Origin of the sequence: Micromonospora sp. SL4-19, from assembly GCF_047921475.1 — a bacterium.
Taxonomy (GTDB): Bacteria; Actinomycetota; Actinomycetes; order Mycobacteriales; family Micromonosporaceae; genus Micromonospora.
In genome coordinates this window covers 1-19,163 of record NZ_JBLROB010000003.1, presented here as the reverse complement: position 1 = coordinate 19,163, position 19,163 = coordinate 1, and the positions used below count along the sequence as shown (strand labels likewise).

Genomic DNA, 19,163 nt, shown 5'->3' with positions numbered 1-19,163 from the left:
TGCCGTGTGGACGGCAGGGTGCCCTCCGCCATGTCGGGACGGGCGCCGGGATCAGGCCGAGGCGTCGACGAGCAGCGCCGCGAGCAGTTCCAGGTCCGCCGCGGTCAGGCTCTCCAACTGGTGTACGCCGTCCGTCGGCGGCAGCGGAACCTCGGCCGGCACAGCCAGCACGGCCGCCCCGGCGGCCAGCGCGCTGGCCACCCCGGTCGCCGAGTCCTCGATCGCCACGCACCGCGCGATCGGCACGTCGAGCAGCCGGGCGGCGGTCAGGTACGGCTCCGGGTGCGGCTTTGCGGAGCCCACCTCGTCCCCGCACACCACCGCGTCGAAGCTGTCCCGCCCGAGGGTGTCGAGCGCGACCTCGACCAGCGGCCGGCCGCTGGAGGTGACCAGGGCGGTCGGGATTTTCGCCGCGCGGACCGCCCCCAGCAGCGCCAGCGCGCCCGGCCGCCAACGCAGTCCGGTGCGGAACAGGTCCAGGATCCGCGCGTTGATCCACTCGGCGCTGGCCTGGGGATCGCGTCCCGGTTGGCCGAGGTCGTCGTGCAGGATCCGCATCGAGGCGGCCATGCTGGTGCCGATCATCGCCTTGCGGGCGGTCTCGGACAGGACGCCGCCGTAGACCGCCGCGAGCTCCTGCAACGCGACGTCCCACAGCTTCTCGCTGTCGACCAGGGTGCCGTCCATGTCGAAGAGCACGGCGGCGGGATGCTTGCTGCTCAGCGGGGCCTCCTTCACGCGGTGGGCGTACCCGCCGATCCTCCCAGCCGAACCCGGGCCACCGCCCGCCCCATCCGGTGCGGGTGACCTACGGCATCAGCCCGGCCCACAGGCGTCCAACGGGTTCCCGCAGCCCCGGATGACCGGTGGGCGGCACCGGCTCAGCCGGTAAGCCGTGGCCGCCGCGGTTCCATCCGTCGCTCTGCGCGTGGTCCCGCTCGGCCGCCCGCCGGTAGCTCTCCGACCGCGCCGCCCGCACCACGGCCCGATCGTCGTCGGAGCTGAGCCGGTGGCGGTCCCGCCAGCCGACGTACCCGAACAGTGCCGCGAGGAGCACGGCAGCCACCGCCAGCACCACCAGGAACGCCATCATGACCGTCAGGGTAGGGCCGTTGCGCTCCCCGCGCGGGGCGGCGGACGCGGCTACGCTGCCCGTCATGATCGGCATCGACTTCGATGAGCACGAACGATCCCGCTGGGCGGGGCGCGCCACGGCGTACGAGCGCAGCTTCGGCCGGCTCTGCGCGTACCCCGCCGAGGCGCTGCTGGACGCGGCGGCGGTAGGGGCCGGGCGGCGGGTGATCGACGTCGGCACCGGGCCGGGCACGGTCGCGGCGGCGGCCCTGGCCCGCGGCGCCGAGGTGGTGGCGGTCGACGCGGAGGCGAGCATGCGCGACGCGGCCCGGCGGAACGCGCCGGGCGCGCAGGTCCGGGAGGGAGTGCTGCCGCACCTGCCGTTCCCGGCCGGCGGCTTCGACGCGGCGGTGGCCAATTTCGTGCTCAACCACGTGGGTGACCCGGCCGCCGGACTGGCCGAGCTGTGCCGGGTGGTACGCCCCGGCGGCCGGGTGGCGGTCACCGTCTGGCCCGTCCCGCAGCCGCCGCTGCAGCGGCTCTGGGGCGAAGCGGTCGCCGCCGCCGGGGTCGCGGCGCCGGCGGACCTGCCCCGGCTGGCGCCGGAGCGCGACTTCCCGCGCACCGAGGCGGGCCTGTCCGGGCTGCTGGCCGCCGCCGGGCTGGCCGACGTCCGGTGCGCCACCCTGGGCTGGGCGCACCGCACGGATCCGGAGAGCTGGTGGGCGGGCCCGGCCCACGGCGTCGCCACGATCGGCCTGCTGCTGGAGCGGCAGCCCGCCGCCGCGCGGGAACGCGTCCGGCAGGAGTACGACCGGCTCAGTGCCCGCTACCGGGACACCGACGGGAACCTCGCCCTGCCCACCGCCGCGCTGCTCGCCTCCGGTCGGGTGCGCTGACCGCCCCCAGGCTGGTGTCCGGGGCGGCGTCCCGGCTCCGACGTCCCAGGTGAGCGGCGCGACGGGTGCCGTTCCGAGAGGAGAGATCGTGAAGTATCTGATCATGCTCTACGGCAGCCAGCAGGACTACGACACGCTGTCCGGGCGGCCGGGCGACCGGCCGCCGATGAGCCCCGAGCAGATCGCGGCGATGCACGCCCACATGGAGTCGGTCCACAAGGAGCTGGCCGAGTCCGGGGAGCTGGTGGACGCCCAGGGCCTGACCGCGCCGGTGCACGCCCGCCGGGTCCGGCTGCGCGGCGGTGCCCCCGTGGTCACCGACGGCCCGTACGCGGAGACGCAGGAGGTGCTGGCCGGCTACACCATGGTCGAGTGCGCCAGCTTCGACCGGGCCACGGAGATCGCCGCCCGGTTCGTCAACCCGGAGGGCGAAGGCGAGTACGTCGACGTGCGCCCGATCCTGGACGGTTTCGCGGAGTTGCAGGCCTGACCGGTGGCCGACGGAGGTGTCGAGGACCTGCTGCGTTCGCTGGCGCCGCAGGTCCTCGGCGCGCTCGTACGTCGGTACGGGCACTTCGACACCGCCGAGGACGCCACCCAGGAGGCCCTGCTCGCCGCCGCCCGCCAGTGGCCCGACGCCGGGCTGCCCGAGGACCCGAAGGCGTGGCTGATCACCGTCGCGTCCCGCCGGCTGACCGACCTGCTCCGCGGCGAACAGGCCCGGCGCCGGCGGGAGGACGCCGTCGCCCGCCAACTCCCGCCGGACCGTTGGCTGGCGCCGCCGGCCGACAGCGGACCGGACGAGGCCGACGACACGCTGATCCTGTTGTTCCTCTGCTGCCACCCGTCGCTGCCCCCGGCCGGGCAGATCGCACTCACCCTGCGCGCCGTCGGCGGGTTGAGCACCGCCGAGGTGGCCCGGGCGTTCCTGGTGCCGGAGGCCACCATGACCCGGCGGATCAGCCGGGCCAAGCAGCGCATCCGCGACAGCGGACTGCCGTTCGCGCTGCCTGCCGGCCCGGACCGGGCCGACCGGCTCGACGCGGTGCTGCACGTGCTCTACCTGGTCTTCAACGAGGGGTACGCGAGCACCGTCGGGGAGCGGCTGCACCGCGCGGACCTCAGCGCCGAGGCGATCCGGCTGGCCCGGCTGCTGCACCGGCTCACCGACGACCCGGAGGCGACGGGGCTGCTGGCGTTGATGCTGCTCACCGACGCGCGTACCCCGGCCCGGACCGGGCCGGACGGATCGCTGGTGCCGATGGCCGAGCAGGACCGGCGGCGCTGGCGGGGCGAGCAGATCGTCGAGGGGACCCGGCTCGTCGGCGCCGTCCTGCCCCGGGGCGCGGTGGGTCCCTACCAGCTCCAGGCGGCCATCGCCGCCCTGCACGACGAGGCACCCAGCGTCGAGGCCACCGACTGGCCGCAGATCGTCGCCCTGTACGAGGTGCTGCTGGCCATCTCCGACAACCCGGTGGTACGACTCAACCATGCGGTGGCGGTGGCCATGGCCCGCGGCCCCCGGGTCGGGCTGGAGCTGCTCGACGCCCTCGCCGCCGACCGTCGGGTCGCCGAGGATCCCCGCCGGTACGCCGCCCGCGCGCATCTGCTGGAGCTGGCCGGGGAGGCGGAGGCGGCGCGGCAGGCGTACCTGGTGGCGGCCCACCGGTCGATGAACCTGGCCCAACAGCGCTACCTGCACGGGCGCGCCGCCCGGCTGGGCTGACCTCGACGGCCATCAGCCGCCCGGCCACCGGTCGGCGCATTGCCAGGTCAAGACGGATTCACCTGGCCCGGCCCTGGCCGGCATTGGCCAGTGCCCCGCGGATGGCCGACGTCATGGCAAGATGCCCCGATGGCTTCACCAGCCGAGAGGGCACGCCGCAGGCAACTCCGCGACGCCTACAAGAACGCCGACCGAGCCGCTCGATCCGCACTGCTACCCATCAACAGGTCCCAGCTGGCGGCGCTCGTGGAGTTCGTCGACGCCCAGGTCCTGGCCGATGGGTGCGACCACACCCCTCGGCATGGCCAGCGGTGGGCCTACGAGCAAGGCATCAGCTGGGAAGCACTCGGCGAGGGACTACGCCAGTTGGGTGGCTGGTGTGACTGCGAGGTCGTCATGAACTGCCATCCAGAGGAAGTCTTCCGCTAAGCACCAGTGAGAACGTCGGTGGGCGAACCCGCGGATCTCTTACCGGCCGGTGGCACCGTCGATGAGCTCTCGCAGGATGTCGGCGTGACCGGCATGCCGGATGGTCTCGCTCGTCATGTGGGCGAGCACCCAGCGAAGCGTACGAGGCGAGTCACCGACGGGCTGCGCGGTGAGGACGTCAGGGCCAGCGGCTGCGATGATGTGGGCATCGCTCTCGGCGATCGCAGCCCGGTAGCCGGCGATGATCTGATCTGGGGACCGGTCCGGCTCGACCACCATGTCGAAGTCAACGTCGGCGTAGCGTGGGTCGCCGGCGAACGTGTAGCTGAACCAGTACCGTTCGGCGTCGGTCAGGTGCTGGACCAGGCCCAGCAGTGTGGTGTCGGAGACGACCAGGCGGCGCCGCAGCTGCTCCTCGTTCAAGCCGGCGACCTTCTTCAGTACGCATGATCGAGCGAAGGACAAGAAGGCGAGGGCGGTGTCGAGCTCGCCACCGTCGTTGCGCGGCACGGCTTCGCGTTGGGACTCAACCATGATCCAACCGTACGTACCGGTCATGCCCTCCACAGTTCCGACCGTCTGGTGATGTCACTCGCCGTCCCCGTGGTCTTCATCGTGATCACACGGTTTGTGTTCGATTCGGCGGGTTCGTCCCGATTGAGACACCCGCTGATGGGCGGCGTGGCAGTGTCGGCAAAACGGCGTCGGCAAGCGGGCTGGGAGGGCAGCAATGCGGGACAACCTGGTCCGCAAACGCGGAAGCCCGCAGCAGGCGACGTTCCTGGAGTTGTTCTTCGACCTGGCATTCGTCTTCGTAATCGAGCGGATCGCCGTGCGAGTGACCGAACGGTTGGCCCGTCCCGGCTTCACCGAGGGGTGGATGGCTCTCCCCGCTGTGGGCAAGACGCTGTTGTTGCTGATGCCGTTGACCTGGGTGTGGACCCTCGGCGCGTGGACGACGGCCCGGTTCGACTCGCGCCGGCTGCCGGTGCAGGCCGTGGTCATCATGTCGATGTTCGGTGTGCTGATCATGTCGGCCGCGCTGCCCACCGCGTTCCACGGCGGCAGCCTGGCCTTCGCGGGCGCGTACGCCGTGATCCAGGTCGGCCGGTCGATCGTCTTCATCGTCATCCTGCGTGGCCATGAACGCCAACAGATCTACACCCGCGAACTCGTGTGGTTCACCCTGACGGGTCTCCTGTGGATCACCGGGGCGCTCATCAACGGCCGGGTCCAAGTCGTGCTGTGGGTCGCCGCCGCGGCCGGGGACTACCTTGCGGCCCGCCTCGGGTGGCCCCTGCCGAAGCGCGGCCCGCGACGCGCCACCGTCTGGGCGGAAGCCGGCGGGCACCTGGCCGACCGGTACCGCCAGTTCCTCCTGATCGCCCTCGGCGAATCGGTCCTGGCCCTCGCCGCCGCCTACACCATGGGTTTGTATAACGTCGAGTCGACGGTGGCATTCGTGATCGGCTTCGCCACCACCGTGCTGCTGTGGCGGATCTACTTCTACCGGGCCGGGCAGATCCTCGCCGAAGCCATCGCCGCGTCGAAGAACCCCACCCACCTCGGCCGGGTAGCCGCCTTCACCCACTGGATCATGATCCTCGGCATCATCATCACCGCCGTCGGCTACGAACTGACCATCTCCCACCCGCTCGGCCACACCATGCTGGCCTGGGTGGTCTTCATCCTCGGCGGCCCCGCCCTGTACGTCGCCGGACGCGCCCACTTCGAATACGTGGTCTTCGCCCGGGTCTCCCGACCCCGGATCATCGGAGTCATCGTCCTCGTCCTCGCAGCGCCGCTGATGCACCTCCTACCACCGGTGCTGGTCTCCCTCACCGCGGCACTGGTCCTGACCGGGATCGCCGCAACCGACGCCGCACGAGCTCGGGGGAAACCACTCGAAGCCCCATCCCCGCCCAGCTGAGCGCAGGTCCTGACGGCATGGTCACGGTTCAGCGGCCGTCAGAAGTGGCTGAAGTGCAGGTCAGAGCACTTGCCCCGGCTACTTGGCGTTGCAATGTGGAAGGCACTTTGCATACCGACGCCAACCGGACCGAACGGCCGCTGACCTGCGCAGGGATCTGCCGTCGATCGTCATCGTTGGTCGCCGTTGGTCCACCTCAGACGGCCCACAGACGGCATGATCTTGACATCCCTTAGCATGGCTGACGGCGATGTAGCGGAGTTCCGCTTCAACGTCTGAGCGACGTTATGGAGTGAGGGTGCGCGATCAGAGATACTGCTGGAGCCAGTCAGGAATGCTCGGATCGTCAACCCCCCACGACTCCACGACCGTCTCGTCCTCCTGCCAGGTGTTTTCATCACCATCGAAGAACTTCTGCCTGTGGCACTTGTACTTGACGACGGTGTCACCTTCGAGCCGGTACTCGTTCCAGTAGTAGTTCTGCTTCCCGTGGCCGTTCCACTCCCGGGTTGTGTAGATCGTCGTCATGGAGGCCGAGTGTAGCTAAGGCGGCAGTGGGACGCCGCTGCACCTTGGCCACGATGTTGGATAACCACGGTGCGCCGGTAGCCGTAGTGATGCCCTCGGCGTTGGGAGCGTCGGCCGTGCCGCGCAGCGTGAGCGTGCCGCGCAAGGGCTGGCAGCTTCAGGGAGAAATGCCTCCCGCGGCCACCTCGACCCCCGCTAAGTTCGTAGAGCCATCATGGCCCACGTCAATCGTCCCGCTGATCTAGGGTGCCCTGGTGCCTTCGAGACCCGTGACAACCGTCCTGTTCGATTTCGCTTGGACCCTGTTCGCCCGCGACCCCAACCGCTGGGTCGGCAGCGCGGCGGCCTTAGTCGGCCGGGAGGTGGCCGTCGGTGAGGCGCAGCGCATCGCCTCGGATTTCGCTGAGTTGTTGCGGACGACGGCTACGGACCCTGCTCACATCGCCAGGGACTTGGACCCACAGGTGTGGGACCGGGCGATTCTGGCTGTCCTGCAGCAAATCCGTGGGGTGGACCTGCCGTTTGCGCGAGCGCTGCACGAAACCCACGCCGAAGCACTCGAGCCGTACGCGGACACGTCATCCACCCTCGCCGCACTGAGTGCCCGCGATATTCGCCTTGGCGTGGTCAGCAACATCGGCTGGGACATTCGCAAATGCTTTGCGAGGCACGGGCTTGACCGCTACATCGATGCATTCGTTCTTTCCTACGAGGTCGGCTTCGTCAAACCCGATGTACGGATCTGGCGCACCGCACTCGACGCCCTGGCGGCACAGCCAGATCGAACGCTGATGGTCGGTGACCATCCCAGCGGCGACGGCGGTTCCGTGACCGCCGGGGTACCGGCCCTGGTACTGCCGATGGCGAGTTCGCCAGCCCAGCTTCGCGGATTCGATCACGTGCTGACGTTGGCCGGAATTTGAAGCTGGTTCGGTTCTTGGTTTGTCGAGGTTGCCCTATGCACTTCGGGAAAGATGTCCGATTCTTCCAGTATGAAGTCGAATCGAAGATCACAAAGAACCGAGTCCACCTCGACGTGAAGGCCGGCGGCCCGCCACCGGACGCCGAGCGCCGGGCACGGATCGAGGCGGTCGGGAACCGGCTGATGGCTGCTGGTGGGTCCATCTACCGGCGGGTTGACAATGAGGAGGGCTTCTGGCTCGTCATGCAGGACCCGGAGGGCAACGAGTTCTGCGTTAACTGATCCGAAAGCCACACCACGAACGATCACCGCATGGCACGGACATCCTCACACCGCGTCCGAAGCTGGCGGCCGCGAAACTCGTCCCCCACCAAGTTCGTAGAGCCTCGATGAGCTGCGCGAGCAGCAACAGAGAGCGCCTGAGCGGCGCATCAAGGCCGGTGGACGTCCGCTATTGCTCGTGCGCGTCGTCAGCCAGCTAGTCACCCACCAAATCGATCTGCTTAAGGCCAAACTCTCCTCGGACCGCGCCGAGATACTGGTCGGAGGCCCACTCGACTTGTTCCCACTTGCCTTTGCCGAAGGCGTACTCGTGCAGGGCCTTTAGCGCTGCCTCTGCCGTGCAGGCTGTCTCCGGGTCACACACAATGCGGAGGCGCTGGTATGCGTCCCAAACCGGAACGAGCCAATCTTCGGGTGGCTCGGGCTCGTGTGGGTCATCCTTCGCTGTCGAAGTGACCCTGTACTTGGCCTCAAACACGTCAAGAAACCTGAGGTGTGCCTCAAACCGCAGACCCCGGGCCCAGACTTCGCGCTCGTGCTCGCGGGCTCGGGTCTCGCGGTCCCTGGCGCGGCGCTCTGTCCACCATGCACCCAACAATCCGCCCCCAAGCGTCAGCAGACCACCGAGCGCGGTCGTAAGGAACCCGAACCAATCCACGTCGCCAGGTTGCCATAAGGCGTGTCACGCCGCTTTCCTGAACGACGGGCCTCAGCAAGAATCAGCGTGTGGCTTGGGAGCGGGGTGGCGCGGCGGCAACGGCCGTGGTGGGTATCGCTGGTCTCTGCGCCACGGTATGGACCAATCACCAAGGCCGTCAGCATGCGGAGCGATTGGCGCAGGACGCCAGGCAGACCACGTTGGCGCTTGCTCGGGAAGCCCGCAGCCAGGACCGGCTGGAAGCCGCCTACCGCCGGCTCCTGGCCGTAGCCACTGAGACGACCTCGTTCGTGACGACCGCAGACATCATCTATTCCCGCGATGGGAAGCCGCCCGACCTTGACGAGGTCGCAGACGAGGTCTCCGTGCTACTGATGGTCTACGCCAGCGCAGAGATGCGAGACGGTTTTCGTGAGCGCCTACGCCCTTCTCGGGTGACCCATGGATTTGGGAAGACCGATTGCGAGTGGCCGCACTCCCCGGCTCCACGTCTACCCCGCCTTCCAGGCGCTCACCGCCATCCAACCCGCCACCATCCGCGCGTGGGCACACCAGCTACAAACGAAGGGCCTGGCAGCCAGCTACCGCCGAGTCCTGTTCAACGATGTCTCCATGATCTTCAACGCGGCGGTCGATGACCGGAAGGTCGTCAGCAACCCGTTCGCGGTCAAGACGATCCGGCCACCGAAGTACCAAGCGCCCAAGGTGGTCCCCTGGCCCAACGACCTCCGCGCCCGCTTCCGTGCCGCCGTCGCCGACCGGTACCGGGTCACCGTCGACCTGGGCGCCGGCTGCGGCCTTCGGCAGGGTGAGATCTTCGGCGTCAGCCCCGACGACATCGACCCGGCCCGGCCGGTCTTGCACGTGACTCGTCAGGTCAAGCTCGTCCGAGGACGCCTGATCTTCGCGCCACCCAGAGGTGGCAAGGTTCGGGACGTTCCGCTACCGGAGTCGGTGTCGCGCCGGCTCGCCGAGCACGCCAAGCAGTATCCGCCGGTCGACGTCACCCTTCCCTGGGGCACCTCGACCGGCGAGCCGCGGACCGTATCGCTCTACCTGACGACCCCGGCCGGTACGGCGCTGAGCCGGACGGGCTTCAATTCGGGCGTCTGGAAGCCCGCAATCCGCGCCACGGGCGTCCCCGACAACCGACACAACGGCATGCACGTGCTCCGGCACACCTACGCCTCGGTCCTGCTCGACGCCGGCGAAAGCGTCAAGGCCCTCTCGGCGTACCTCGGCCACTCCGATCCCGGCTTCACCCTCCGGATCTACACGCACCTGCTGCCAGCCAGCGAGGACCGCACCCGCCGCGCGATCGACCACGCCTTCGCGGACGATCCGCAGACCCCCGACGGCCTGGAAACGGCATGATCATGGAAATCGAAGCCGTTCCAGGTGCTCCGCCGCAGGTCAGAGCGCCTGCGGTGATCACTTGGCGTTGAAGTAGTTCGCCTCCGGGTGGTGCACCACGATCGCGTCCGTCGCCTGCTCGGGCACCAGCTGGAACTCCTCCGACAGCTGCACCCCGATCCGCTCGGCGCCGAGCAGCTCCACGATCTTCGCCCGGTCCTCCAGATCGGGGCAGGCCGGGTAGCCGAAGGCGTATCGGCAGCCGCGGTAGTCGTTGCGCAGCAGGCCGGCCAGGTCCGCCGGGTCGTCGCCGGCCACGGTACGCCCGCCCGGCAGGGTCAGCTCGGACCGGATCCGCCGGTGCCAGTACTCGGCCAGGGCCTCGGTGAGCTGCACCGACAACCCGTGCACCTCCAGGTAGTCGCGGTACTCGTTGCCGGCGAACATCTTCGCCGTGTACTCGCTGATCGGCTGGCCGACGGTGACCAGCTGCAACGCCACCACGTCCAGCTCGTCTCCCCTGGGCCGGAAGAAGTCGGCCAGGCAGAGCCGCCGCTCCTGCCGCTGGCGCGGGAAGGAGAACCGGGCCCGCTCGGCGTGCCCGTTCTCGTCCAGCACCACCAGGTCGTTGCCCTCGGCGTACGCCGGGAAGTAGCCGTACACCACGGCCGCCTCCAGGATCTGGTCGGCGATGAGCCGGTCCAGCCAGTACCGCAACCGCGGCCGGCCCTCGGTCTCCACCAGTTCCTCGTACGACGGGCCCTTGCCGCCGCGGGCGCCGCGCAGCCCCCACTGGCCGAGGAAGGTGGCCCGCTCGTCGAGCAGCGCCGCGTAGTCGGCCAGCGGCACCCCCTTGACCACCCGGGTGCCGAAGAACGGCGGCGTGGGCACCGCCACGTCGGTGGCCACATCGGAGCGGACCGACGCGTCGTCCAGCTCCGGCAGCGCCTCGCGCACCATCGCCCGCTGCCGCTCCCGCCGCTCCCGCCGGGCGGCGAGGGCGGCCTCCCGCTCCGGGTCGATCACCGGGGCTCCGCCGCGCTTGGCCGCCATCACCCGGTCCATCAGGGACAGCCCCTCGAACGCGTCCCGGGCGTAGTGCACCTGCCCGGGGAACATCGACCGCAGGTCGTCCTCGACGTACGCCCGGGTGAGCGCCGCCCCGCCGAGCAGGACCGGCCACCGCTCCGCGACCCCGCGCGTGGCCATCTCGGCGAGGTTCTCCTTCATGATGACCGTGCTCTTGACCAGCAGCCCGGACATGCCGATCGCGTCGGCCCGGTGCTCCTCGGCCGCGTCGAGGATCGCGTTGATCGGCTGCTTGATGCCGATGTTGACGACCTCGTAGCCGTTGTTGGACAGGATGATGTCGACCAGGTTCTTGCCGATGTCGTGCACGTCGCCCTTGACCGTGGCGAGCACGATGCGGCCCTTGCCACCGTCGTCGGTCTTCTCCATGTGCGGCTCCAGGTATGCCACCGCGGTCTTCATCACCTCGGCGGACTGGAGCACGAACGGCAGCTGCATCTGGCCGGAGCCGAACAGCTCACCGACCACCTTCATGCCGTCCAGCAGCAGGTCGTTGATGATGGACAGGGCCGGGCGCCCCTCGGCCATCGCCGTGTCCAGGTCGGCCTCCAGGCCGTTGCGCTCCCCGTCGATGATCCGCCGCTTGAGCCGCTCGTCCAACGGCAGCGCGGCCAGTTCCTCGGCCCGGGTGGCCCGCGCCGACGCCGCGTCGACGCCCTCGAAGATCTCGATGAACCGCTGCACCGGGTCGTACCCCTCGCGGCGGCGGTCGTAGACCAGGTCGAGGGCGATCTCGCGCTGCTCGTCGGGGATCTTGGACATCGGCAGGATCTTGCTGGCGTGCACGATCGCCGAGGTCAGCCCGGCCTGCGCACACTCGTGCAGGAAGACCGAGTTGAGCACCTGCCGGGCGGCCGGGTTCAGTCCGAACGAGACGTTGGAGACCCCGAGGGTGAAGTTCACCCCCGGATAACGGGCCGCGATCTCCCGGATCGCCTCGATGGTCTCCACGCCGTCACGGCGGGTCTCCTCCTGGCCGGTGGCGATCGGGAAGGTCAGCGCGTCGATGAGGATGTCCTCCCGGCGCAGCCCCCACCGGCCGGTCAGGTCCTCGATCAGCCGGACCGCGACGCGTACCTTCCAGTCCCTGGTGCGGGCCTGGCCCTCCTCGTCGATGAGCAGGGCGACCACGGCGGCGCCGTGCTCCCTGACCACCGGCATCACCCGGGCGTAGCGGGAGTCCGGGCCGTCGCCGTCCTCGAAGTTCACCGAGTTGACCACGCAGCGCCCGCCGAGCATCTCCAACCCGGCCTCGACCACCGCCGGCTCGGTGGAGTCCAGCATGATCGGCAGGGTGGAGGCGGTGGCGAACCGGCCGGCCAGCTCCCGCATGTCGCGGGTGCCGTCGCGGCCGACGTAGTCGACGCAGAGGTCCAGCAGGTGCGAGCCGTCCCGGGCCTGGCCACGGGCGATCTCCACGCAGGCCTGCCAGTCGGCGGCGAGCATCGCCTCCCGGAACGCCTTGGAACCGTTGGCGTTGGTCCGCTCCCCCACCATGAGGACGCTGGCGTCCTGGGCGAACGGCACGTGGTGGTAGATCGACGAGACGCCCGCCTCCGGCCGCGGCTCCCGGGCCACCGGCCGCACCCCGCGCAAGCGCTCGACCAGCACCCGGATGTGCTCCGGGGTGCTGCCGCAGCAGCCACCCACCAGGGAGACCCCGTAATCGACGACGAACTGCTCCAGCGCGTCGGCCATCTCGACCGGCGTCAGCGGGAAGTACGCCCCCTCCGCGGTCAGCACGGGCAGCCCGGCGTTGGGCATCACCGAGATCGGGATCCGCGAGTGCTTGGACAGGTAGCGCAGGTGCTCGCCCATCTCGGCCGGGCCGGTCGAGCAGTTGAGCCCGATCAGGTCCACCCCGAGCGGCTCGATCGCGGTCAGCGCCGCCCCGATCTCGCTGCCCAGCAGCATGGTGCCGGTGGTCTCGACGGCGACGTGACAGATGATCGGCACCTGCCGGCCGAGCTCGGCCATCGCCCGCTTGGACCCGATCACCGCCGCCTTGACCTGGAGCAGGTCCTGGCAGGTCTCCACGATCAGCGCGTCCGACCCGCCGACGATCAGCCCGGCCGCGTTCTCCCGGTACGCGTCCCGCAGCGTGGCGTACGCGGCGTGGCCGAGGGTGGGCAGCTTGGTGCCGGGGCCGATCGAGCCGAGCACGTAGCGGGGCTGCTCCGGCGTCGCGTACGCGTCGGCGGCCTCCCGGGCCAGGCGGGCACCCGCCTCGGACAGCTCCCGGATCCGTCCGGCGATGCCGTACTCGGCGAGGTTCGGCAGGTTGGCGCCGAAGGTGTTCGTCTCGACGCAGTCCGCCCCCGCCGCCAGGTAGGCGTCGTGTACGCCGCGGACGATGTCCGGCCGGGTGACGTTGAGGATCTCGTTGCAGCCCTCAAGGCCGTCGAAGTCGTCCAGGGTCAGGTCGGCCGCCTGGAGCATCGTCCCCATCGCCCCGTCGGCGATGAGGATCCGTTCCGCCAGCACATCGAGCAACGAAGTCAGCACAGAGCCAGGTTAGTGCGGCAACGCGGCACCGGGTCAACGCAACCGCGCCTTCCCACATACTGTCAGCTGGATCACCACGTACCTTTCGTCCCGTTAGGCCCGGGTGGTCGTCGCGGCAGACCGGCGCGGCCGACGGGCCGCGTCCGATGCCGGCACGTAGGCTGGCGGACGTGACGGACATCAGGGACGCGGCCGGGCCCGGCGGGCGGACGCCCGGGCGGCGACCCGCCCCGCTCCCGACGAGCAGGGTGAGGTGACGGCGTGACCGAGTTCGACGGGCTGCCCGTGCTGCGGTCTCCGGTCGCCATCGCGGCCTTCGAGGGATGGAACGACGCGGCGGACGCCTCGACCGCGGCGGTGGAGCACCTGGAGCAGGTCTGGCAGGCCCGGCAGGTGGCCGAGCTGGATCCGGAGGACTTCTACGACTTCCAGGTGAGCCGGCCGACCATCACCATGGCCGACGGCGAGACACGGCGGGTGGAGTGGCCGACCACGCGCTTCATGGTGGCCAGTCCGGGAGGCACCGAACGGGACGTGGTGCTGATCCGCGGCATCGAGCCGAGCATGCGCTGGCGCACCTTCTGCGAGCAGGTGCTCGAGATCTGCCACAGCCTGGAGGTCGAGCGGGTGGTGCTGCTCGGCGCGCTGCTGGCCGACGTGCCGTACACCCGGCCGCTGCCGATCAGCGGCAGCGCGTCGGACGCCGACGCCGCCAAGCGCTACCAGCTCACCCCCACCCGCTACGACGGGCCGACCGGCATCGTCGGGGTGCTGCACGACGCCTGCACCCGGGCAGAGGTCGACGCGGTCTCGTTCTGGGTGCACGTGCCGCACTACGCCAACAACCCGCCCTGCCCCAAAGCCACCCTCGCGCTGCTGCACCGGGTCGAGGAGGTGCTCGACCTGCCGGTGCCGATGGCCGACCTGGCCGAGGAGGCCGCCGAGTGGGAGCGGCGGGTGCGCAGCGCCGCCGAGCAGGACGCCGAGCTGGGCGAGTACGTCCGCGAGTTGGAGGAGCGGGTCGGCGACGCCGGCATCACCCCGCTGACCGGGGACGAGATCGCCCAGGAGTTCGAGAAGTACCTGCGCCGACGCGGCGGATCCGCGGGCCCGACCGCCGGCTCCTGGTAACCGTTACCGCTCCGGGCCTCGGGACGTCTCGCCGTCCCGAGGCCCATTTTCGTGTCGTGGGTGGCGAGGTCACTCCCGCTACGGCATCCTAGGAACCTAGCTGTCACGAGGAGGCGGGTATGCAGATCAACCCCGGCGCGGCCGAGTTCCCGCACCGGCAGATCGCCACGCAGCTCAAGACCCAGATCCGCCGTGGCGACTGGGGGCCGGGCGAGCGGCTGCCGTCCATCCCGGCCATCGCGGAGATGTTCGGCGTCGCGAAACAGACCGTGCAACGCGCCGTCGACCAGCTTCGGGTCGAGGGCATCCTGATCACCAAGCCCGGCTCCGGCACGTACGTCCGGGGCACCCGGCGCCGGCTCAACCGGCTCTCCCGTGGCCGGTACGGCGGCTTCCGCGGCTACCACACCGACCTTGCCGCCCGCTATCGCCAGCAGCTCGTCTCCGTCGGGCGCGCCCCCGCCCCGCCCGAGGTCGCCGACGCGTTCGGCGTGCCCGACGGCACCGAGCTGCTCTGCCGACGGCACCTGGTCCGCACCGACGAGTCACCGGTCGAGGTGGGCGCGTCCTGGTTCCTGCCCGCCGACAGCACCGGCACCTCCCTCGAACGGGCCGAGGCGTTCGGCCGCCCGCTCTACCAGGAGGCCGAGGAGGCGACCGGGCGCCGGTACATCACCGCGACCGACACGATCAGCGCCCGCCAGCCCAGCCGGGAGGAGGCGGAGATCCTCCAGATCCGGCCGGACACCCCGGTGCTGCACCTGCTGCACGTCGCGTACGACGAGCGACGCAAGCCGATCGAAGTCGCCCAGGCCACCTGGCCCGGTCCGATGACCACCCTCACCGAGGAGTACAAGATCCCCGCCCCGGCCGCCGAGCCGGACCCCGACCCCGGCCTCGTCCTCGGCTGACTGTCCGACCCGCGCGCCACCCGCGCGCCGGTTCGGTCAGAGGCGGATGCCGAGGAGGGCGTCCACGGTGTCGGCGAAGAGCTTCGGGGCTTCGGCGTCGTCGGCGACGCCGGCCAGGGCCTGCGCGGCCCAGGCGTCCGCCACCGCCAGTGCGCCGGGGGTGTCGAGGTCGTCGGCGAGGCGGGCGCGTACCCCGGCCAGCAGCTCGGCTCCGGACGGCCCGGCCGGCACGGCGGCGGCCCGGCGCCAGCGGGCGAGCCGCTCGTGCGCCGCGGCGAGCAACTCGTCGGTCCAGGAGCGGTCGGCGCGGTAGTGCCCGCTCATCAGGGCCAGCCGGACCGCCATCGGGTCCACCTGGTCGGCCCGCAGCCGGGAGACGAAGACCAGGTTGCCCTTGGACTTCGACATCTTCTCGCCGTCCAGGCCGATCATGCCGGCGTGCACGTAGTGGTCGGCGAACGGCGCCTGGCCGGTCAGCCGCTCGGCGTGCGCCGCCGAGCACTCGTGATGCGGGAAGACCAGGTCGTTGCCGCCGCCCTGCACGTCGATCCGGTCGCCGAGCAGGCCCAGCGCGATCACCGCACACTCGATGTGCCAGCCGGGGCGGCCCGCCCCCAGCTCGCCGCCCGGCCAGGACGGCTCGCCCTCCCGGGCGCCGCGCCACAGCAGCGGGTCGAGCGGGTCACGCTTGCCCGCCCGGTCCGGGTCGCCACCGCGCTCCGGGAAGATCTCCAGCATCTGCTGCCGGGACAGGTTGGACTCGTAGCCGAACTCCGGGGCGGTGCTGATGTCGAAGTAGATGTCGCCGGTGCCGTCGTCGAGCCGGTACGCCGCGCCGTCCTTGAGCAGCACGAGCACCTTCTCGGCGATGTCCGGGATCGACTCGATCGCGCCGACGTAGTGCGCCGGCGGGATCATGCGCAGCGCCTCCATGTCCTCCCGGAACAGGGCGGTCTCCCGCATGGCCAGGACCTTCCAGTCCTCGCCGTCCCGGGCGGCCCGCTCCAGCAGCGGGTCGTCGATGTCGGTCACGTTCTGCACGTACCGCACGGTCAGGCCGGCATCGCGCCACATCCGCTGGACCAGGTCAAAGGTGATCATGGTGGCGGCGTGCCCGAGGTGCGTGGCGTCGTACGGGGTGATGCCGCAGACGTACATGGAGGCGGCCCCGTCGGGCTGGCTGGGGTGGACACCTTGCCGCGCCGAGTCGTACAAGCTCAGTGGCTGGCCGCTGCCCGGCAGCCGTGGCACCTCGTGTCCCGCCCAAGACTCCATGACCGCCAGCCTAACGATCCGTCAGCCGCTCGGGTGCCGAGCCTCGGGTGATCAACGTGACAGCCACTCACATGGGCGGCCAGGGCATCGCCGGCCAGTCCTGCGGGGGCAGCGGGAACCGGCCGGTGTCCCGCAGCCGATCCACCCGGGCCGCCACCTCGGCGACCTCGCCGATGGTGAGATAGGCGGACAGCTCGTCACCGAGCGGGCCGGCGAGCTGCCCGGCCAGCCCGTCCAGCATCTCCACCGCGTCCGACGGAAGCTGTCGGCCGGCCCAGCCCCACAGCACCGTACGCAGCTTCTCCTCGACGTGGAAGCACACGCCGTGGTCCACCCCGTAGATCCGGTCGTCCGGACCCACGATCACGTGACCGCCCTTGCGGTCCGCATTGTTGATCACCGCGTCGAGGACGGCCAGGCGGGCCAGGCGCGGGTCGTCGGCGTGCGCGAGGGAGTACGCGGTCCCGTCGTCGTCGCGGGCCGCGGCCACCGGGAACCAGCGCGGCGGTAGGGCGTCGGCCGGCACGAACCCGACCAGGGGCTCGGCGTCCTCCGGCTCGTCGATCCAGAGCTGGCAGGAGCCCGGCCCGAACGGCCCGTCCCGGAGCACGGTCGGCGGCACCAGGTCCCAGCCGCTGGCCCGGGAGAGCAGGTACGCGGACACCTCCCGGCCGGCGAGCGTCCCGTCCGGGAAGTCCCAGAGCGGCCGCTCGCCACGGACCGGCTTGTAGACGCAGTGGGCACTCCGCCCATCCAGGGTGAGGATCCCGCGCAGGGTCGTGTTGGAGGCGTCGACCAGCCGCCCCTCCAGGGTGAGCTCACCGTCGATGAGCAGCCGCAGCGCGGCGGCACCGTCCTGTCGGGGCTGGAGTTCCGACGAGGTCACCGGTGATAGCCGTTGTGCCGCGGGCAGAGGTGGCCGGCCGGGTCCAGCGGCTGGCCGCAGAGCGGGCAGGGCGGACGGCCGGCGTTGACCACCCGGCGGGCCCGCTCGATGAACGCGCGGGTCTCCTCGGGGGTCAGCCGAACCCGGAGCCGGTCGAGGTCGTCGTCCGGCTCGTCCGGCTCCTCGTCCTCCTCGTCGTCGGCGTCGCCCAGCGCGACCTCGACCTCCGTCTCGCCGGCGGCGATCGCCTCGATCACCACCGTGGCGCTGTCCACGTCGAAGGCCAGGCCCAGCGTGCCGACCCGGAACTCCTCGTCGACCGGGGTGTCCAACGGGTCGTTGTCGCCGGCCGCGGTGGGCGCCTCGGGCAGCTGGACGCCGAACCGGCGCTGCGCCTCGGTGAGCAGCTCCTCCAGCTTCTCGGCGAGCAGGGACACCTGGACCTTCTCCAGCGCGACGCTGACCAGCCGGCCACCGCCGCGCGCCTGGAGGAAGAACGTACGCTCCCCCGGCGGGCCGACGGTTCCGGCGACGAACCGCTCCGGCGGCTCGAAGGCGTGCACCTGGTGGGTCATACCCACGACCCTATCCGGAGCGCGGAACCGTCGCGCAGCGCACCGACGCTGAATCCGCCCAGGGCGAAACACCGGGGCCCACGGGGACCGTTCCCGGGCGTGGCGGGCCGGGTCACCGGTTCACCTCAGTTCGCGACTGCGGGGCTCGCAGGAGCGACTCACTCCTCGCGCTCACCGGGACGCCCCCGCACCGCCGCCCACGGCCGCGTCCGAATCCCTCGTACGCGCCGCCCGCCGGCGCCGCTTGCCCGCCGGCGGCATCAGACCCGCCAGGTCGCCGCCGGTGTCGTTCAGCCGGATCAGGAACGGCCGCAGCGGCGTGTAGCGGATCGCCGTCACCGACGCCGGGTCCGCGACGATCCGCTGGAAGAGATCCAGGTGTACGCCGAGCGCGTCCGCCACGATGGCCTTGATCACATCGCCGTGGCTGCACGCCAGCCAGATCGCCTCCGGCCCGTGCTCGGCGGTGACCCGGGCGTCCCAGGAGCGCACCGCCGCGATCGCCCGCGCCGACATCGCCGCCATCGCCTCCCCCTGCGGAAATACGGCGGCGCTCGGGTGCTGCTGGACCACCGGCCAGAGCGGCTCCTTGGCCAGCTTCTTCAGCGGTTGGCCCTCCCAGCTGCCGTACCCGCACTCGATCAACCCCTCGTCCACCACCGGCTGGGCCTGCGGCAGCGCCAACTCCAGGGTCTGCCGGCAGCGGATCAGCGGGCTGGTCACCACCACCGCCAGGGGCAACCCCTTCAGCCGCTCGCCGACGGCCGTGGCCTGAGCGCGGCCGGTCTCGTCCAGCTCGACCGGTTGCCGGCCGGCCAGGCCGCCGTCGGCGTTCGCGGTGGTCCGGCCATGTCGCAGAAGCAGGAGGGTTGCCACGCTGACAACCCTAGGGTGTCGGACCCAACGGTGGTCGCTGTCGGGGTGTGGCTGGCGGCCGTCGTTGGTTGCGGTGGGGGTGTGGGCCACGTCTGGGGTACGTCGCGTGAGCGT

Annotated in this window: 20 protein-coding genes; 10 read left to right on the top strand and 10 right to left on the bottom strand. The window is 70.8% G+C overall.

Annotation, left to right across the window (positions count from 1 at the left end; translation table 11 throughout):
* Positions 1–51 precede the first annotated feature (51 nt).
* Positions 52–699, bottom strand: coding sequence for an HAD family hydrolase (locus tag ACNAVT_RS06025; RefSeq protein ID WP_416294177.1), 648 nt, complete (start codon positions 697–699; stop codon positions 52–54).
* 109 nt (positions 700–808) lie between these two features.
* A complete protein-coding gene (locus tag ACNAVT_RS06020; RefSeq protein ID WP_416293628.1) occupies positions 809–1,093 on the bottom strand; it encodes a hypothetical protein in 285 nt (94 codons plus the stop codon).
* Here ACNAVT_RS06020 and ACNAVT_RS06015 point away from each other — a divergent pair.
* The 4 genes from ACNAVT_RS06015 (at position 1,092) to ACNAVT_RS06000 (ending at position 4,128) form a co-directional block, all read left to right on the top strand.
* On the top strand, positions 1,092–1,973 hold the full coding sequence (locus ACNAVT_RS06015) for a class I SAM-dependent methyltransferase (protein ID WP_416293627.1): 882 nt from the start codon (positions 1,092–1,094) through the stop codon (positions 1,971–1,973). The two genes, ACNAVT_RS06020 and ACNAVT_RS06015, sit on opposite strands and share 2 nt — an antisense overlap.
* Before the next feature lie 88 nt (positions 1,974–2,061).
* Positions 2,062–2,463: a YciI family protein gene (locus tag ACNAVT_RS06010; RefSeq protein WP_416293625.1), complete on the top strand. Its 402-nt coding sequence runs from the start codon at positions 2,062–2,064 to the stop codon at positions 2,461–2,463.
* Between the two features lie 3 nt (positions 2,464–2,466).
* Positions 2,467–3,699, top strand: a complete 1,233-nt coding sequence (locus ACNAVT_RS06005) for an RNA polymerase sigma factor (protein ID WP_416293623.1) — start codon at positions 2,467–2,469, stop codon at positions 3,697–3,699.
* Positions 3,700–3,828: 129 nt separating this feature from the next.
* Positions 3,829–4,128, top strand: coding sequence for a DUF2695 domain-containing protein (locus tag ACNAVT_RS06000; protein WP_416293621.1), 300 nt, complete (start codon positions 3,829–3,831; stop codon positions 4,126–4,128).
* A gap of 39 nt (positions 4,129–4,167) precedes the next feature.
* On the opposite strand, the gene ACNAVT_RS05995 is transcribed toward ACNAVT_RS06000, so the two are convergent.
* The gene (locus tag ACNAVT_RS05995) at positions 4,168–4,662 is read right to left on the bottom strand and encodes a DinB family protein (RefSeq protein WP_416293619.1); all 495 of its coding nucleotides are present in this window, start codon (positions 4,660–4,662) and stop codon (positions 4,168–4,170) included.
* A gap of 196 nt (positions 4,663–4,858) precedes the next feature.
* Between ACNAVT_RS05995 and ACNAVT_RS05990 the strand changes: the two genes are divergently transcribed.
* Positions 4,859–6,058: a low temperature requirement protein A gene (locus tag ACNAVT_RS05990; RefSeq protein WP_416293617.1), complete on the top strand. Its 1,200-nt coding sequence runs from the start codon at positions 4,859–4,861 to the stop codon at positions 6,056–6,058.
* A gap of 306 nt (positions 6,059–6,364) precedes the next feature.
* Here ACNAVT_RS05990 and ACNAVT_RS05985 read toward each other — a convergent pair whose 3' ends face one another.
* Positions 6,365–6,586, bottom strand: a complete 222-nt coding sequence (locus ACNAVT_RS05985) for a hypothetical protein (protein ID WP_416293615.1) — start codon at positions 6,584–6,586, stop codon at positions 6,365–6,367.
* Positions 6,587–6,855: 269 nt separating this feature from the next.
* Between ACNAVT_RS05985 and ACNAVT_RS05980 the strand changes: the two genes are divergently transcribed.
* Both ACNAVT_RS05980 and ACNAVT_RS05975 read left to right on the top strand, forming a co-directional pair.
* Positions 6,856–7,509 (top strand): HAD family hydrolase, encoded by a 654-nt coding sequence (locus ACNAVT_RS05980; RefSeq protein WP_416293613.1) that lies wholly within the window; start codon positions 6,856–6,858, stop codon positions 7,507–7,509.
* A gap of 35 nt (positions 7,510–7,544) precedes the next feature.
* Positions 7,545–7,790 carry a VOC family protein gene (locus ACNAVT_RS05975; RefSeq protein WP_089015480.1) on the top strand — a complete coding sequence of 82 codons (246 nt, stop codon included), beginning with the start codon at positions 7,545–7,547 and terminating at the stop codon, positions 7,788–7,790.
* A 196-nt stretch (positions 7,791–7,986) separates the two neighbouring features.
* Here ACNAVT_RS05975 and ACNAVT_RS05970 read toward each other — a convergent pair whose 3' ends face one another.
* Complete coding sequence (locus tag ACNAVT_RS05970) at positions 7,987–8,448, bottom strand: hypothetical protein (RefSeq protein WP_416293611.1); 462 nt, start codon at positions 8,446–8,448, stop codon at positions 7,987–7,989.
* A 441-nt stretch (positions 8,449–8,889) separates the two neighbouring features.
* On the opposite strand from ACNAVT_RS05970, the gene ACNAVT_RS05965 reads away from it, so the two are divergent.
* The gene (locus ACNAVT_RS05965; RefSeq protein WP_416293609.1) at positions 8,890–9,822 is read left to right on the top strand and encodes a tyrosine-type recombinase/integrase; all 933 of its coding nucleotides are present in this window, start codon (positions 8,890–8,892) and stop codon (positions 9,820–9,822) included.
* A gap of 57 nt (positions 9,823–9,879) precedes the next feature.
* Here the strand turns inward: ACNAVT_RS05965 and metH are convergent, their stop codons facing one another.
* Entirely contained in the window at positions 9,880–13,395 is a 3,516-nt protein-coding gene (gene metH, locus ACNAVT_RS05960) for a methionine synthase (protein ID WP_416293607.1), read from the bottom strand.
* A gap of 261 nt (positions 13,396–13,656) precedes the next feature.
* Here metH and ACNAVT_RS05955 point away from each other — a divergent pair, with 261 nt between their 5' ends.
* Both ACNAVT_RS05955 and ACNAVT_RS05950 read left to right on the top strand, forming a co-directional pair.
* Positions 13,657–14,526 carry a PAC2 family protein gene (locus tag ACNAVT_RS05955; RefSeq protein WP_416293605.1) on the top strand — a complete coding sequence of 290 codons (870 nt, stop codon included), beginning with the start codon at positions 13,657–13,659 and terminating at the stop codon, positions 14,524–14,526.
* A 119-nt stretch (positions 14,527–14,645) separates the two neighbouring features.
* Positions 14,646–15,437: a GntR family transcriptional regulator gene (locus ACNAVT_RS05950; protein ID WP_416293603.1), complete on the top strand. Its 792-nt coding sequence runs from the start codon at positions 14,646–14,648 to the stop codon at positions 15,435–15,437.
* 36 nt (positions 15,438–15,473) lie between these two features.
* On the opposite strand, the gene mshC is transcribed toward ACNAVT_RS05950, so the two are convergent.
* The 4 genes from mshC to ACNAVT_RS05930 form a co-directional block, all read right to left on the bottom strand.
* Entirely contained in the window at positions 15,474–16,712 is a 1,239-nt protein-coding gene (gene mshC, locus ACNAVT_RS05945; RefSeq protein WP_416293601.1) for a cysteine--1-D-myo-inosityl 2-amino-2-deoxy-alpha-D-glucopyranoside ligase, read from the bottom strand.
* A gap of 67 nt (positions 16,713–16,779) precedes the next feature.
* Positions 16,780–17,598, bottom strand: coding sequence for an SCO1664 family protein (locus ACNAVT_RS05940; protein WP_416293600.1), 819 nt, complete (start codon positions 17,596–17,598; stop codon positions 16,780–16,782).
* On the bottom strand, positions 17,595–18,173 hold the full coding sequence (locus ACNAVT_RS05935) for a DUF3090 domain-containing protein (protein ID WP_416293599.1): 579 nt from the start codon (positions 18,171–18,173) through the stop codon (positions 17,595–17,597). Before ACNAVT_RS05935 ends, ACNAVT_RS05940 begins: the two co-directional genes overlap by 4 nt.
* Before the next feature lie 171 nt (positions 18,174–18,344).
* Positions 18,345–19,049, bottom strand: coding sequence for a histidine phosphatase family protein (locus ACNAVT_RS05930; RefSeq protein ID WP_416293597.1), 705 nt, complete (start codon positions 19,047–19,049; stop codon positions 18,345–18,347).
* Positions 19,050–19,163 lie beyond the last annotated feature (114 nt).